Below are 16,626 nucleotides of genomic sequence, written 5' to 3'. Positions count from 1 at the left end.
GATTGGAGCAAAGGGTTTACGATGTGCCTGCGGAAAGCGGTCAGCTAGTAGCGAATATCAACAGCAGAAACCCCTATAAATCTATTTTAACTTACGAGCTTTTTCGGTGTTCGCAAAATGCCATTTTGTAATGGAGCGTAAAAATTCCTCACCTTGTCCACGCCAAATACGTGCTGCTAAGGCATCAACCTTGCTAGATGCACCTTTTTGTAACGCCACGCCAGCAAGCTCACTGAGTCGATCCATTTCTTTTAAGAATGCTGCACGCGCCAAAATGGAAGCGGTGGCAACGGAAACATGTAATTGTTCTGCTTTCGTTGAAAATAGGACGCCATCTCGGACAATTTCACGCTCATTTTTTAAATAATTATAATACACCCCGCGTTCTGCAAACTGGTCAATTAAAATATGTGCAGGTTTTTCGGGCGCCATTTTTGCTAATGTATGTCCAAGTGCCTTATTATGCATCATCGCTTTCATTTTGCCTTGTGAATAGCCCTTTGCTTGTAAAGCATTATATTTTTCATTGCGCAATACGAGTACGCTATGAATACATGCCGCACGTAAATCAGGGGCAATTTTTCGCATATAGTCATCCGTCAGCATTTTAGAATCTTTCACGCCAAGTTCATTAATCAATTCTATTTTTGAAGAAGGAACGTAAACGGCTGCCACTGTTATCGGTCCGAAATAATCCCCAGTTCCTGTTTCGTCAGAGCCTAACACAGACATGGCGGCAAAACCTTCAGGAAGTGTATCACCTTTTGCACCAACAGTTGAAGCCTTTTGCGTAGCTGATGCCCCAGAGGTTCCCCATCGTGCGGCTTCTCGCTCAGCACCGCCTCCTTGAAACATACATTTTCCTGATTTATACATCGTAATGGCTGTATCAGGCAGTTTTGCAGCGAACACAACACCAGGTGCTTTTCGCTCCACATAATAATTTGCGTAGTAGGACATTACCTCTTTTTGTGCAGTTGTTGAAATTAAAAGTACAATATTTGACATTAAACCGTTCCTTTCTATCCTCATTGTTCACAATTTTATACCTTTCATGGTATGATAATATATAGCTTTTTTGTATGGACGTTGCTCATAACGAATAACACCGTGAGCAAAAAGATTTTACTGGAGGGTGCGACTATGGAAAATCAAGAAAAGAATAAAATTTCTGTGGAAATATATGGTCATACATATAAAATGGTCGGCTCCGAATCCATTGGACATATGCGACTTGTCGCTTCTATTGTTGATGACCGTATGCGCGAAATGAATTTACATAATCCCTCACTTGATAGCACAAAGCTTGCCGTCCTTACAGCCGTAAATACGGTGCACGATTATTTACTCTTAAAAGAGCAAATAGAATTACTAGAAGAAGAATTGAAAAAATTAAAGGGTTGAAGTAAATGCTAGATTTAATTATATTAGTAGTTCTATTAGGTGGACTGCTAGTGGGGGCAAAACGTGGCTTCATTGTACAAATGATGCATATAGTTAGCTTTGTTGTTGCCCTAATTGTTGCGTATATTTATTATAAGCCATTAGCACAGAAATTTGTGTTTTGGGTGCCATATCCAGGTGTTACAGATTCGGGAAGCCTTGGAGTTGTCATTGACAGCTTAGATTTAGACCGAACATTTTATCGTGTCATTGCGTTTGCGGTTATTTTCTTTGCAGTAAAGATTGCCTTGCAAATTGTGGCATCCATCTTTGATTTCATTGCTTATTTACCAGTGTTAAGTACGGTCAACCGCTGGCTTGGTGCACTGCTTGGCATGATTGAGAATTATTTAATTTTATTTATTGTATTGTATGTTTTGGCATTAGTACCGATTGATTTTATTCAGAATTTAATGTCGAAGTCGTTCATATCAGGCCTTATTTTGGAACATACGCCGATCATTACAAAGATGTTCCAAAATTGGTGGTATATTTATCTCCATGCTTCCTAATAAAATTTGGCATCTACGCATGGAAAATTGGATTGAATGTAGTATTCACTCATTTGTCCGTAGAAATCTGCTAAATGGCGAAATTTCTGTTAAGGGCGTAGCTGTTTTGTGCACAAGCAGATTGTAAATTTTGTTGAATGTTGATTGCCTATCGCAATGTAAGCTAAAACAAAGTTGCGCAAAAGCCGTAATGAATAGGCAATAGTAAATGATGCACTTCTCTCGGACTAGAGGGAAGTGTTTTTACGATAGGGGGAATTCTAAATGAACAAAAAAACAATTATTCGTACGTTAGAAAAAATTGCATTATATATGGAGTTGCAAGGTGAAAATCCGTTTAAAGTATCCGCATTCCGCAAAGCTGCAGTAGCATTAGAAGGTGACGAGCGCTCGCTTAGTGAGATGGAGGATGTAACAAAGCTTAAAGGAATCGGTAAAGGTACAGCCGCTGTTATTGAAGACTTAATCGAGACAGGTGAATCGAGTCTGCTTAAAGAATTACAAGAGATTGTACCGAAAGGATTACTGCCATTACTGAAGTTACCAGGCTTAGGTGGCAAAAAGATTGCGAAGCTTCACCAAGAGCTAGGCATAGACTCAGCTGAGAGCTTACAAGCAGCATGTGAAGCGGGTAAAGTGCGCGAGCTAGCAGGCTTTGCCGCCAAAACAGAAGAAAAGATTTTAAAGGAACTAGCTAATTTTGCTAATCGTTCAGAACGTTTGCCAATTTGGCAGCTTGAGCCTGTCGTTTTACAAATTGAAGCACTTCTCGGTAGTATGGAGGAAGTGACGCGTTTTTCCGTAGCAGGCAGTTTCCGTCGTGCATCTGAAACAAGTAAAGATATTGATTTCATTGTTGTAACTGAAGCAATAGAGACAGTACGAGAAAAAATATTGAGTGCACTCGCTATTCAAGAGGTAGTGGCAGCAGGAGATACAAAAATTTCCGTTATTTTAGATTTAGATGATGCTGTAAGTGTTGATTTTCGATTAGTAAAGGATGTTGAGTATGCCACAGCCTTGCACCATTTTACAGGTTCAAAAGAGCATAACGTTCGCATGCGCCAACTTGCCAAAACACGTGGGGAAAAAATTAGTGAGTATGGTGTAGAGCAAGCAGATGGTTCTGTGCTGACATTTGCAGACGAAGCGGCATTTTTTGCCCATTTTGATTTGCCATTTATCCCCCCTAGCTTACGAACAGGGTCAACAGAGTTTGACCGGCAAAGTGAAGTCAAGGATTTAGTTAAGCTAGAGGACATTGTCGCTGATTTGCATATGCATACAACATGGTCAGATGGCGCGTACTCTGTGGCTGAAATGGGTGAAGCGCTAATTTCCCGTGGTTATCAATATAGTGTTATTACCGATCACTCACAATATTTAAAAGTGGCGAATGGTTTGACACCTGCACGATTAGTGAAGCAACGAGCTGAAATTGACGCTTTTAACGAAGCGCATCCTGATTTTTATTTATATGCAGGCACAGAAATGGATATTTTACCAGATGGTTCTTTAGATTTTGACGATGAAGTACTGCGGAAATTGGATTTCGTGATTGCCTCCATTCATTCGAGTTTTACACAGTCACAGGATAAAATAATGGCGCGATTACATACCGCAATGCAAAATCCGTATGTACATATGATTGCTCATCCAACGGGGCGCATTATTGAAGACCGGGCTGGTTATAATCCAAATATCGCGCAGTTGATTGAATGGGCAAAGGAATATGGTAAAATTTTAGAGTTGAACGCCAATCCCTATCGTTTAGATTTATGCGTTGAGCATTTAGAAATGGCTGTTGCAGCAGGTGTACCAGTAGCGATTAATACCGATGCGCATGATATCGCGCATTTACGTTTTATGGATATTGGTGTGCGCTATGCAAATAGGGCATGGCTGAAAAAAGATATGATTGTCAATACATGGACGCGCGAACAGTTCGAGTCGTTCATTCGACGAAATAAATAGGTTGAGGAGGTGTTCTCAGTGATCGCAGACCGCGCATTGAAAACACTAGAATATGATAAGGTACGTCAACAAGTGGCTACATACTGTACTTCTTCAATCGGCAAATCAGCCATTGATGAACTTGTGCCACAAACAGACTTTGAAAAAGTCGTTCAGTTGTTAGAAGAAATGGATGAAGGGCTTTCCATTTTACGTGTAAAAGGCAATGTGCCAATGGGTGGTATTTTCGATGTACGACCAGCAGCAAGACGTGCCCAAATCGGAGGCATGCTTTCAGCGATGGAATTAATGGAAGTGTCTAGTACGATTCGAGCTAGCCGTATACTGCGTAATTTCTTAGAAGATTTAGAGTCAGATGAAATTATTGAAATCCCTCATTTTATCGCTAAAAAGGAAATGATGCCTGTATTAACAGGTTTACAGCATGAAATTAATAACTGTATTGATGATAATGGGGCTGTTTTAGATTCTGCAAGTCAAACGTTGCGCTCCATTCGCCAGTCTCTACGAGCAGAAGAGGCTAAAGTGCGTTCAAAGCTAGAGAGCTTAACACGAGGAAGTAATGCAGCTAAAATGCTTTCAGATGCAATTGTAACGATTCGTAACGACCGTTATGTGATTCCAGTTAAACAAGAATATCGCTATCACTATGGCGGCATTGTGCATGACCAATCATCGTCTGGTCAAACGTTATTTATCGAACCAGATTCAGTTGTACAAGCGAATAATGAAATACACCGTCTCAAAATGAAAGAGCAAGTTGAAATTGAGCGCATTTTGCTTGCTTTAAGTGCGATGGTTGAAGAAGTGGCACCTGATTTATTTAATTTAGTAAAACTATTAGGCGAGATTGACGTTATTTTGGCAAAGGGTAAATATGGCCAAGCCAATAAATGTACGATGCCTAAAATGAACAAGGATGGTTATATTCGACTTGTGCGCGCACGCCATCCGCTATTACCTATCGAAACGGCGGTTGCCAATGACATCGAATTTGGCAAAGATATTACGGCTATTGTAATTACAGGACCCAACACGGGTGGTAAAACCGTGACGTTAAAAACAGTGGGTCTTTGTACATTAATGGCACAAGCAGGCTTACCGGTGCCGGCATTAGACGGTTCAGAGCTAGCGGTATTTGAGCAACTTTTTGCTGATATTGGTGATGAGCAATCGATTGAACAGTCGCTTTCAACATTTTCATCACATATGGTGAACATTGTCGACATTTTACAGCAATTTGATCACGAATCACTTGTGCTATTCGATGAATTAGGCGCCGGAACGGATCCACAAGAAGGGGCTGCCTTAGCGATTTCTATTTTAGATGAAGTACATGGTCGCGGCGCTCGTGTCATGGCTACGACGCACTATCCTGAATTAAAAGCATATGGCTATAATCGCCCTGGTGTTGCCAATGCAAGTGTGGAATTCGATATTGAAACGTTGAGTCCAACTTATCGCTTACTTATTGGTGTACCAGGTCGCTCCAATGCTTTTGAAATTTCTAGTCGTCTCGGTTTACCAGAGTCCATTATTGATCGTGCCAAAAACTTCACAGGAACGGATCGACATGAGGTGGAATCCATGATTGCATCCTTAGAAGCAACACGACGCCAATCAGAGGACGATGCAGAGCGTTCCCATGATTTACTACTAGAGTCCGAAGCACTACGTAAAGAGCTTCAGGACAAGCTTCAAGCTTACGAAGAACGCAAAGAAGCTCTTGACAAAAAAGCGAAGGAAAAAGCGCGCAAAATTGTCGAAGAAGCAAAACGAGAAGCAGAAACGATTATTTCAGAGCTTCGAGAAATGCGTAAAAACGCTGATCAAGTAGTGAAAGAGCATGAGCTGATTGAGGCGCGGAAACGATTGGAAGAAGCCACTCCGCTTGAGCATAACAAAGTATTGAAAAAAGCGGCTCAAGTCAAGGCGCGTGCACAAAACTTGGTTGTCGGTGATGAGGTAAAGGTGTTAAGCTATGGTCAACGAGGTACGTTGCTTGAAAAAGTATCTGATGTTGAATGGGTTGTACAAATGGGCATTTTAAAGATGAAAATTGCCGATACCGATCTTGAATACATTAAACCAGAGAAAGCGCCTATACAACGAGTGGCTGGTGTGAAAAATCGAGATAGCCATGTGAAATTAGAGTTAGATTTACGTGGGGAGCGCTATGAGGATGCATTAATACGCACTGAAAAATATATAGATGATGCGCTACTTGCAAACTATGGTCGAGTGTCGATTATCCACGGTGTTGGGACCGGAGCATTACGTCAGGGCATTCAAAGTTACCTGAAAAAACATAAACGGGTGAAATCCTTCCGTTTTGGAGAAGCAGGCGAAGGTGGATTTGGCGTCACTGTTGTGGAATTGAAATAAGCTGTAAAGGGGACGGAGAAAATGCTAAATTCTAGCTTTTGGCGATATCCAATTATCGAAACGGCAGGATATTTTAGTGTTGTTGTGTTATGTTTAGTCGTCTCGATGGCATTGTTCGAAGTCGTTACGAAATATAAAAACTGGGAAGAAATAAAAAATGGTAATGTAGCTGTGGCGCTTGCAACGGGCGGTAAAATATTAGGTATTTGTAATATTTTTCGTTATTCGATTGCTCGCCATAGCACGCTGAGTGAAATGATTGGTTGGGGACTATTTGGCTTCACGTTACTAATTGTGGCATATTTCTTATTTGAATTTATGACCCCTCGTTTTAACGTAGATCAAGAAATTGCTAACGACAATCGCTCAGTTGGCTTTATTTCCTTTACGATTTCAGTCGGTTTATCGTTTGTTATTGGGGCAAGTATTGCATAGGAGTGTTATAGGATGGAAAAATTAGCGAAAGTTCTAATCGTAGTCTGTATCGCATTTTTGGCAGTCGGTGTCTACTATATGTTGACCGTATAATGATACGAGGGATTTAACTGTAGGTAAACTTGGATTTCTAAGTTTATCTACAGTTTTTTTGTCTAGAAATCTGTAGGGTCGCCATGAAAAGTAGGTCAAATGCCACGAAAAGGGCGGGAATCGTCACGAAATCGGTAGCCATTGCACGCTGATGAAAATTGCCTTTTTAAAAATTTTTCTAATATAGAAATATAATGGACATCAGTTGTATAAAAAACAAAACAATGAATGGGTATTCATAATGATATCAACGGAAAGGACATTAAGGAGTAGTAATATAAATGTTGTTAAATGCATAATAATTAATCGAAAATGCATTTATTTTCTATTTTGCGTTTGAAAGTACAATCCTTTTTCATTATAATTAAAATAAGAATTTACAAAGTTTGGGACAAAGGGGAGAGGACGTATGACAGCAAAACCATGGCTAGCAAATTATCCTGAAGAAGTACCACCGTCTTTAACGTTTGAGGAAATTCCTGTGCAAGAGTTTTTAACGCGTGCCTATAAAAAGAAGCCATCGAAAGTGGCAATTCATTTCATGGGTAAGGATTTGACGTACACCGAGTTATATGAATCTGCACTTAAGTTTGCAAACTACTTACAAGCACTTGGCGTGGAAAAAGGAGATCGTGTAGCGATTATGCTACCAAACACGCCACAAAGTGTAATCGCTTACTACGGGGCAATGTATGCCGGCGCAGTCGTAGTACAGACAAATCCACTTTACACTGAACGAGAATTGCAGTACCAAATGGCCGACTCTGGTGCGAAGGTAATTTTAGTAATGGATATTTTGTATCCACGTGTCATGAAAATCATGAAAGAAACAGACCTTGAAAATGTCATTGTAACAGCTATTAAAGATTACTTACCATTTCCGAAAAATTTAGTATATCCTTTTATTCAAAAAAAGCAGTACGGTTTTAGTGTGAAAGTGGAGCATAGCGGACAAAATCATTTATTTACAGAAATAATGAAGTCCTCACCTGTAAAAATGATCAATCTGCCGTTTGATTTTGAAGAAGATTTAGCATTGCTTCAATATACAGGAGGGACGACAGGGTACCCGAAAGGCGTTATGTTAACGCATAAAAACTTAATTGCCAATACGACAATGTGCGATGCCTGGATGTATAAATGCGTACATGGCGAAGAAACAATTATGGGTATTCTTCCATTTTTCCATGTCTATGGTATGACAACGGTAATGCTACTATCTGTGTTTACCCAAAATAGAATGGTATTGTTGCCGAAGTTTGATGCTGAAACAGCTTTAAAAACAATTGATAAGCAAAAGCCAACATTGTTCCCTGGTGCACCGACATTATATATTGGTTTACTAAATCATCCAGATATTGCGAAGTATGATTTATCGTCTATTAAAGCATGTTTAAGTGGATCCGCTTCACTGCCTGTAGAAGTACAGGAACAATTTGAGGCCGTCACAGGTGGGAAGCTTGTGGAAGGTTATGGCTTAACTGAAACCTCTCCCGTAACGCACGCAACACCCATTTGGGGTAACCGGGTTATCGGTTCAGTAGGTTTACCGTGGCCGAATACCGACTCTGTCATTTTACGTACGGGGGATACAGAACAACTTGCTGTCGGTGAAGTAGGTGAAATTGCTGTCAAAGGTCCACAGGTTATGAAGGGCTATTGGAATCGTCCAGAAGATACGGCTGCAACTTTTGCAGATGGCTGGTTTTTAACAGGAGACCTTGGCTATATGGATGAGAAAGGTTACTTCTATGTGGTGGACAGGAAAAAGGATTTAATTATTGCGGGTGGCTTTAATATTTATCCTCGTGAAGTCGAAGAAGTTTTGTATGAACGGGAAGAAATTCAAGAATGCGTTGTAGCAGGTATTCCTGATCCGTATCGAGGAGAAACAGTAAAAGCATATATTGTATTAAAAGAAGGATATTCGATTACTGAAGACGAATTAAATAAATACTGTCGTCAGCACTTGGCTGCTTTTAAAGTGCCACGCATTTATGAATTCCGAGATGAACTACCAAAAACAGCTGTTGGAAAAATTTTACGTCGTTCCTTAGTGGATGAAGAAAAAACAAAATTAGCGAATAAAGAAGCAAAATAACTACGTGTGAAAGTATTGACAAGCGCGAGTGTAAAATATAATATGAAAATATGAATGAATAACCATTCATATTTTCATATTTTTTTGTTTCTATTGACCACGCCCTATTTAGCTAGGATGGACCGCTCAAATTTTTGTATCGGGAACTTCAGCACTTATTAGTACTGATTGGCAAATAAGCAAAGTGCCACAGATGGAGATGGGCGTGCGTATGTTTTTTAGGTGGTGATATAAAGATGAAACGAGATAAGCCAAAATATAAGCAAATTATTGATGCAGCTGTCTTCGTTATTGCAGAAAATGGGTATCACCAAGCGCAAGTATCGAAGATCGCAAAACAAGCTGGGGTGGCTGACGGAACGATCTATTTATATTTTAAAAATAAAGAAGATATATTAATTTCTGTCTTTAATGAAAAAATGGCTGTTTTTGTAGAGTCATTACAAGATATAATAGAAAATGGAAGCACGTCGAAAGACAAACTTTCACGCATGATTGAAAATCATTTTAATGTTCTAGCTACAGATCGATCATTAGCGACTGTGACTCAATTAGAACTTCGTCAATCAAATAAAGATTTACGTCAAAAGATCAATGCAGTATTAAGAGATTACTTGCAATTGCTTGATCAGATTCTAATTGAAGGTATGGTTACTGGTGAGTTCAATCAAACGATGGATGTACGTTTGGCACGTCAAATGGTATTTGGCACAATTGACGAAACGATTACATCGTGGGTGATGAATGACTATCGATATGATTTGATAGAACAGGTTCCGAAAGTTCAGGCATTAATCCTGAACGGCATTAAAGCTTAAAAGGATGTGGAGAAATGGAATTTCTAAGTTGGAAAGTAGAAGATGGAGTAGCAATTATTACGATTGCACGTCCTCCAGCAAACGCATTATCTCGTGGAATCATTGCAGAAGTAGATGCTGTGCTAGATGCCGTAGAAAACGATGACGCTGTACGTGTCCTTGTACTTCATGGCGAAGGCCGTTTCTTCTCAGCGGGTGCAGACATTAAGGAATTTACTGAAGTAGAGTCTGGAGATGAATTTACGAAGCTTGCAGGCAATGGGCAACAAGTATTTGAACGTGTTGAAACGTTCTCTAAACCTGTTATTGCAGCAATCCACGGTGCGGCACTTGGCGGTGGTCTAGAACTAGCAATGAGTTGCCATATGCGCTTTGTAACAGAATCTGCGAAATTAGGGTTGCCTGAATTACAACTAGGTCTTATTCCAGGCTTTGGTGGCACACAACGTTTACCGCGTTATGTGGGGGTAGCAAAAGCAGCGGAAATGATGTTTACAAGCGAACCTATTACAGGGGCAGAAGCTGTGCAGTGGGGCTTAGCGAACCGTGCATTTACCGATGAATCATTACTTGAGGAAACACTACAGGTTGCTAAAAAAATTGCTAAAAAGAGCCCAATCGCTTTGAAAGAAGCCATTCAAGCATTGCAATATGCGAAGCCGGCTTCATTCTATGAAGGTATGGAGGCAGAAGCTAAATCCTTTGGTACGGTTTTTGTATCAGCAGATGCTAAAGAAGGTATTCAAGCATTTATCGAAAAACGCGAGCCTGTGTTTACTGGCAAATAGTTTTCCATCAGTGTAGGTAACGACTGAAAGGGGAGTTTATCTACGTTGAAAATATATAATATTTACAAGTTTACTTAGAAATCAAAAAACGTTGCAGGGGGTATGAATATATGAATATTTTTGCATTAATTAAACGTACGTTTGATACAGAAGAAAAAATCGTTGTGTCAGGTGGTAAAATCCAAGAGGATGGCGCTGAATTCATTATTAATCCTTATGATGAATATGCAATTGAGGAAGCAATCCAAGTTCGTGACGCAGCTGGTGGTAAAGTAACAGTTGTGACAATTGGTGGCGAAGATGCGGAGAAACAATTACGTACAGCGTTAGCAATGGGTGCTGACGAAGCGGTTCTTATTAATACAGAAGATGATCTAGATGAATTAGATCAAAATGCAGCTGCTTACATTTTAGCTGAGTACTTAAAAGATAAAGAGGCGGACTTAATTTTAACAGGCAATGTGGCAATTGACGGCGGTTCTGGTCAAGTAGGTCCACGCGTTGCTGATTTATTGGGCATTAACTATGTAACAACAATTACAAATCTTGAAATCGATGGCACATCTGCAAAAATCGTGCGCGATATCGAAGGGGATTCAGAAGTAATTGAAACATCTTTACCACTTTTAGTAACTGCTCAACAAGGTTTAAATGAGCCGCGTTACCCATCATTACCAGGCATCATGAAAGCGAAGAAGAAACCGCTTGCAGAGCTTGAATTAGATGATTTAGATATCGATGAAGATGATGTTGAAGTAAAAGTAGAAACGGTGGATATTTACTTGCCAGCTCAAAAAGCAGCAGGTCGTATTTTAGAAGGCGAACTTTCTGCTCAAGCAAAAGAGCTAGTCAACTTACTTCATTCAGAAGCGAAAGTAGTTTAAGTCATTTGTTAACGCAAATCGAATCTTAAAGGGTAACGGAGGGAATATACTATGTCAAAAAAAGTATTAGTATTAGGTGAAGTTCGTGAAGGAAGCTTACGTAATGTATCTTTCGAGGCAATTGCAGCAGCAAAACAAATCGCTGATGGCGGCGAAGTTGTAGGGGTACTTTTAGGAGATGCGGTTGCAGGGTTAGCAAGTGCATTATTCGAGTATGGGGCAGATCGTGTTGTGACAGTGGAGCATCCGCATTTAAAACAATATACATCAGATGGCTATGGACAAGCTTTATTAGCTGTTATCGAGCAAGAAAATCCAACAGGCATCGTATTTGGTCATACAGCTAATGGTAAAGATTTATCGCCTAAAATTGCGAGTAAATTACAAGCAGGACTTGTTTCTGACGTCACTTCTATTGAAGGTGCCGGTGACGATGCAGTATTCATCCGTCCAATTTATTCGGGTAAGGCTTTTGAAAAGGTAAAAGTAAAAGATGGCGTAGTGTTAGTTTCAATCCGTCCAAATAATATTGCACCTTTAGAAAAAGCACCAGGTAAAACAGGTGATGTATCATCTATTACAGTTGATATTACAAATTTACGTTCAATCATTAAAGAGGTCGTACGTAAATCTTCAGAAGGCGTAGATCTTTCAGAAGCTAAAGTGGTAGTAGCAGGTGGTCGTGGTGTTAAATCAGAGGAAGGCTTCGAACCGCTAAAAGAATTAGCAGATTTACTTGGTGGTGCAGTTGGTGCATCTCGTGGAGCATGCGATGCTGAGTATTGTGATTATTCATTACAAATCGGTCAAACAGGTAAGGTTGTGACACCAGACCTTTACATCGCAGCAGGTATTTCTGGGGCTATCCAACATTTAGCGGGTATGTCAAACTCAAAAGTCATTGTAGCGATTAATAAAGATCCTGAGGCAAATATCTTTAAAGTAGCAGACTACGGTATCGTAGGCGATTTATTCGAAGTGATTCCATTGCTAATTGAAGAATTTAAAGCGTTAAAAGTGAACGCATAAGCTAGGGGTCTTCCCTAGCTTTTTTAATGCTTGAGAGAAGAAAAAATGGGGAATAGTAAAATAGGGGAACAGGATGCCGATTGTACGTAAAGCCTAAATTAGACATTGCAGGCAGATTGTTCGCTCAACATAAATTAACCATGCTATACTACAAACATAGTAAGTTTAAGGAGGATTTCAAATGGCAATTGTACATGCAACAGATGCGACGTTCCAAGATGATATTAAAGAAGGCTTAGTATTAGTCGACTTTTGGGCTGCTTGGTGTGGACCATGTAAAATGATTGGACCAGTTCTTGAAGAAATGGATGCTGCGGGTAGTGCTGCTAAAATCGTCAAAGTTGACGTAGATAACAACCAAGGTACTGCTGCACAATACCAAATCATGTCTATTCCTTCACTGCTTTTATTCAAAAATGGTGAATTAGTAGACAAAACTGTTGGTTTCCAACCAAAAGAAGCATTAGAAGCTTTCATCGCAAAACATGCTTAATTTGTAAAAAAAGAGCTGAGCCATCTTTAGATGTGCTCGGCTTTTTTTCGTTATATAATAAAAGAGAAGCAACCGTTAAATGGTGATATTTGATATCCGTTTAGGCATCGCAAATGGCACTTTTATTTAGCATCAAAAAAAGGGGGGCAGGTAGGCGATGAATGATTTAATTAAACGAAAGCTTGATATTTTACCAGATCAGCCTGGCTGCTATTTGATGAAAGATCGACAAGGGACAATTATTTATGTAGGTAAGGCAAAGGTGCTAAAAAATCGAGTGCGCTCCTATTTTACAGGAACACACGAAGGCAAAACACAACGCCTTGTTGGCGAAATTGAAGATTTTGAGTATATTGTGACTTCATCTAATTTGGAGGCACTTATTTTAGAGTTGAACCTTATAAAGCTACACGATCCTAAATACAATATCATGCTTACGGATGATAAAACATATCCGTATTTAAAAATTACGAACGAGAAACATCCACGACTTATTACAACACGTAAAGTAAAAAAAGATAAGGCAAAATATTTTGGTCCTTATCCAAATGCGTATGCAGCAAGTGAGACGAAAAAGCTACTGGATAGACTATATCCGCTGCGAAAATGTGTGCAATTACCAACCAAGGTTTGCTTGTACTATCATATGGGACAGTGCTTAGCTCCATGTGTAAAGGATATTGATGCTCACATCTATCACGATATGATTGAAGATATGACGAAGTTCTTAAATGGCGGCGTTGAGGCAGTAAAAAAAGAACTTGAGGACAAGATGCTAGTCGCGGCAGAGCAACTAGAATTCGAGCGAGCAAAGGAGTTCCGCGATCAAATTGCACATATTGAGACGGTTATGCAAAAACAAAAAATCGTGTCTAGTGATACGACCAACCGCGATGTCTTTGGTTATGCGGTTGAAAAAGGTTGGATGTGTGTGCAAGTGTTTTTCGTTCGTCAAGGCAAGTTAATTGAACGGGATGTCTCCATTTTCCCAATTTATCAGGACGTGGAGGAAGAATTTTTAACGTTTGTCGGACGCTTTTATGAAAAGCTAGAGCATATTAAACCGAAAGAAATTTTCATTCCACAGGCTATTGATGCGGCAATTTTAACCGAATTATTAGAGGTTAAAGTACTGACACCGAAGCGAGGGCAAAAGAAAGAGCTAGTTGATTTGGCTATGAAAAATGCGGAAATTGCTGTGGCTGCTAAATTCCAATTGATTGAGCGACAAGAAGAACGTACAATTGGCGCATGCGAGGCACTAGGCGAAGCAATGGGCATTTCAGCACCATTGCGCATTGAAGCATTCGATAATAGCCATATGCATGGTACGGATGCGGTATCAGCAATGGTTGTTTTTATTGATGGTAAACCGGCAAAGAAAGAATATCGTAAATACAAAACACGAACAGCCGCAAAACATGACGATTACGGGGCAATGCAGGAAGTGATACGCCGCCGTTACACGAGGGTATTAAAAGAAGGCTTGCCATTGCCCGATTTAGTGCTAATAGATGGCGGTAAAGGACAGATGGAAGTGGCACGAGAAGTGTTGGAAGATGAACTTGGTCTTGTTATTCCAATCGCTGGTTTAGCAAAAGATGATAAGCATAATACATCTCAGCTCTTGTTCGGTGATCCGCCTGATGTTATCGCATTAAAACGAACGAGTGATGGCTTTTATTTACTTCAACGTATTCAGGATGAAGTGCACCGTTTTGCTATTACATTCCTACGGCAACAACATGAAAAAAATGCGATTCAATCTGTACTCGATGGCATTGAAGGTGTTGGACCGAAACGAAAGCAACAGCTATTGAAGCATTTTGGCTCAGTTAAAAAGATTCGTGAGGCGAGTGAGCTTGCCCTTCAAGAAGCAGGAATGCCTGCAAACTTAGCGAACATTATTTACACTTATTTTCAGCAGCAGACGTTGTCAAAGGATTAGACATATGCTAATGTTGGAATAGAACATAGCAATGGTAATACCATTATGTTCTAACAATCCTTGTATGAACGATTGTGCAATAAAGCATAATAACGAAGTATTTTCATAAAAGGTAAAATTACATTTCACTATTTTAAGTGATGATAGAGGTGCAAGGTTCAATAGTAGTACATCGAAGGATGGACAAATCCAGTGATGATGTGTGAAAGGGGAGCTTGCCGAAGTGAAGTATCGTTGTTCCGATACTTTGCTGGTTTTGCATTTAACAGATGTAGGACTGTCGAATCTTGACGTTTCGGAGAGCTATCACACATGCGCAAGCTATTTTATTGTACATGTTGCAGGCAGCTTTCACGTTATGTGATGGCTGCCTTTTTGCTGTTCTAGAAACGAATCTAAAAAAGGAGAATGATGAAAATGGCAAGTATTGTATTGAAATTTGGTGGACCTGCAATCGCCTCAACAGAGCGGATTCAGGAGGTCGCTAAAATTGCAATGGCAAAAAAAGAGCGTGGCTATGATGTAGTAGTAGTGACAGCAGCGATGGGCCGTACAGCTAAAGACTTAACGAAAATGGTACGTGCATTATCAGATGATGCCTCTAAGCGTGAGATGGATGTACTGTTATCGACGAGCTCGCAACTATCAAGTGCACTATTTGCGATTGCTTTGCAAGAGGCCTGTTATGATGCAGTGTCATTAACTGGCTGGCAAGCTGGTGTGCAGACAGATGCAAAACATTTTAATGCACGTATTGATCAAATCGATGTTCGTCGCATGCAAGAGCATATGACACAAGGACAAATTGTTGTTATTGCTGGGGAACAAGGGATGAATACTGCCAACAATATTACAACACTTGGAAAGGGTGGAGCAGAAACGACAGCAGTAGCCATTGCAGCAGCATTAGATGCAGAGCGTGTTGAGATTTATACAAATGTCGATGGTGTCTATACAGCTGATCCAAGTCATATTGAAAAAGCGAGAAAGTTACAGGCGATTTCCTATGATGAAATGTTGGAACTTTCGCATTTAGGATCACATATTCTACATCCACGTGCAGTGGAGTTAGCAAAAAAATTTCAAATCCCGGTGATTATTCGTTCAAGTGTAGTGGATACAGTAGGTACTTTATTAAAGGAGGAAGTTGAAATGGAGAAAAATTTAATTGTACGTGGTGTTGCTTTCGAAGCAGATATTATTCGTTTAACAATTGGCTATGATACATATTCAACTGCATCGTTAGCAGATATGTTTGCGATACTGGCAGAAAACCGCATTAATGTTGATATTATTGTTCAAGCTATTATTGAAGGTGTGAAACCATCTGTATCCTTTACCATTTTAAAAGAGGAATTTGCTGAAGCTTTACGAGTGTTAGAAAATAGTAAATTGTCACTTGGTTTTAGCTTTGCCGATTTTGAAATCGGCTTAGCGAAAGTGTCGATTATTGGATCTGGAATGGCATCGAATCCTGGAGTAGCTGCCAGAATGTTTGATCGCTTACGTCGAGAGGATATTCCAGTAAAAATGGTGAGTACGTCGGAAATTAAAGTCTCTGTTGTTGTGCCGCAAGACGAAATGATTCGAGCTGCTAATGCATTACATGAGGAGTTTAATTTAGAAGAAGAAATTCACAAACAGTAACTACTATATAAAATGATAAAAGGCATCAAGAGTAACATCTTGTTGCCTTTTGTCCCCACGTATAAGGTTTGTTCTA

14 protein-coding genes and 1 riboswitch are annotated in these 16,626 nt (G+C 39.8%); of the genes, 13 read left to right on the top strand and 1 reads right to left on the bottom strand.

Annotated features, from left to right (window positions below):
* Window positions 1–81 precede the first annotated feature (81 nt).
* Window positions 82–1,008, bottom strand: coding sequence for a ribonuclease HIII (rnhC, locus tag LO754_RS17160; RefSeq protein ID WP_231784888.1), 927 nt, complete (start codon window positions 1,006–1,008; stop codon window positions 82–84).
* A 135-nt stretch (window positions 1,009–1,143) separates the two neighbouring features.
* On the opposite strand from rnhC, the gene zapA reads away from it, so the two are divergent.
* From zapA to LO754_RS17095, 13 genes are all read left to right on the top strand, one after another.
* Complete coding sequence (zapA, locus tag LO754_RS17155) at window positions 1,144–1,404, top strand: cell division protein ZapA (RefSeq protein WP_024363855.1); 261 nt, start codon at window positions 1,144–1,146, stop codon at window positions 1,402–1,404.
* Window positions 1,405–1,409: 5 nt separating this feature from the next.
* On the top strand, window positions 1,410–1,955 hold the full coding sequence (locus LO754_RS17150; protein ID WP_024363856.1) for a CvpA family protein: 546 nt from the start codon (window positions 1,410–1,412) through the stop codon (window positions 1,953–1,955).
* 264 nt (window positions 1,956–2,219) lie between these two features.
* Window positions 2,220–3,929, top strand: a complete 1,710-nt coding sequence (gene polX, locus LO754_RS17145; RefSeq protein ID WP_231784887.1) for a DNA polymerase/3'-5' exonuclease PolX — start codon at window positions 2,220–2,222, stop codon at window positions 3,927–3,929.
* A gap of 18 nt (window positions 3,930–3,947) precedes the next feature.
* Entirely contained in the window at window positions 3,948–6,314 is a 2,367-nt protein-coding gene (locus LO754_RS17140) for an endonuclease MutS2 (protein ID WP_107896565.1), read from the top strand.
* Window positions 6,315–6,335: 21 nt separating this feature from the next.
* Window positions 6,336–6,749 carry a DUF350 domain-containing protein gene (locus LO754_RS17135; RefSeq protein ID WP_010860124.1) on the top strand — a complete coding sequence of 138 codons (414 nt, stop codon included), beginning with the start codon at window positions 6,336–6,338 and terminating at the stop codon, window positions 6,747–6,749.
* Between the two features lie 502 nt (window positions 6,750–7,251).
* A complete protein-coding gene (locus LO754_RS17130) occupies window positions 7,252–8,943 on the top strand; it encodes an AMP-binding protein (RefSeq protein WP_024363859.1) in 1,692 nt (563 codons plus the stop codon).
* A 236-nt stretch (window positions 8,944–9,179) separates the two neighbouring features.
* Complete coding sequence (gene fadR / locus LO754_RS17125) at window positions 9,180–9,761, top strand: fatty acid metabolism transcriptional regulator FadR (protein ID WP_024363860.1); 582 nt, start codon at window positions 9,180–9,182, stop codon at window positions 9,759–9,761.
* A gap of 14 nt (window positions 9,762–9,775) precedes the next feature.
* Window positions 9,776–10,549: an enoyl-CoA hydratase gene (locus LO754_RS17120; RefSeq protein ID WP_231784886.1), complete on the top strand. Its 774-nt coding sequence runs from the start codon at window positions 9,776–9,778 to the stop codon at window positions 10,547–10,549.
* A 110-nt stretch (window positions 10,550–10,659) separates the two neighbouring features.
* A complete protein-coding gene (locus LO754_RS17115; RefSeq protein ID WP_024363862.1) occupies window positions 10,660–11,433 on the top strand; it encodes an electron transfer flavoprotein subunit beta/FixA family protein in 774 nt (257 codons plus the stop codon).
* 51 nt (window positions 11,434–11,484) lie between these two features.
* On the top strand, window positions 11,485–12,462 hold the full coding sequence (locus tag LO754_RS17110) for an electron transfer flavoprotein subunit alpha/FixB family protein (RefSeq protein ID WP_231784885.1): 978 nt from the start codon (window positions 11,485–11,487) through the stop codon (window positions 12,460–12,462).
* Window positions 12,463–12,643: 181 nt separating this feature from the next.
* On the top strand, window positions 12,644–12,955 hold the full coding sequence (gene trxA, locus LO754_RS17105) for a thioredoxin (RefSeq protein WP_024363864.1): 312 nt from the start codon (window positions 12,644–12,646) through the stop codon (window positions 12,953–12,955).
* 157 nt (window positions 12,956–13,112) lie between these two features.
* Window positions 13,113–14,903, top strand: a complete 1,791-nt coding sequence (gene uvrC / locus LO754_RS17100; RefSeq protein ID WP_108029929.1) for an excinuclease ABC subunit UvrC — start codon at window positions 13,113–13,115, stop codon at window positions 14,901–14,903.
* 136 nt (window positions 14,904–15,039) lie between these two features.
* A riboswitch (Lysine riboswitch) is annotated at window positions 15,040–15,217 on the top strand.
* A 103-nt stretch (window positions 15,218–15,320) separates the two neighbouring features.
* Entirely contained in the window at window positions 15,321–16,550 is a 1,230-nt protein-coding gene (locus LO754_RS17095) for an aspartate kinase (protein WP_231784884.1), read from the top strand.
* The last annotated feature ends 76 nt before the right edge of the window (window positions 16,551–16,626 follow it).

It is taken from the genome of Lysinibacillus sp. GJ-1 (assembly GCF_021166035.1).
In the GTDB taxonomy this organism is placed as follows: Bacteria; Bacillota; Bacilli; order Bacillales_A; family Planococcaceae; genus Lysinibacillus; species Lysinibacillus sphaericus.
The sequence above is the reverse complement of the archived record's forward strand: the minus strand, read 5'-3'. Positions and strand labels throughout refer to the sequence as shown.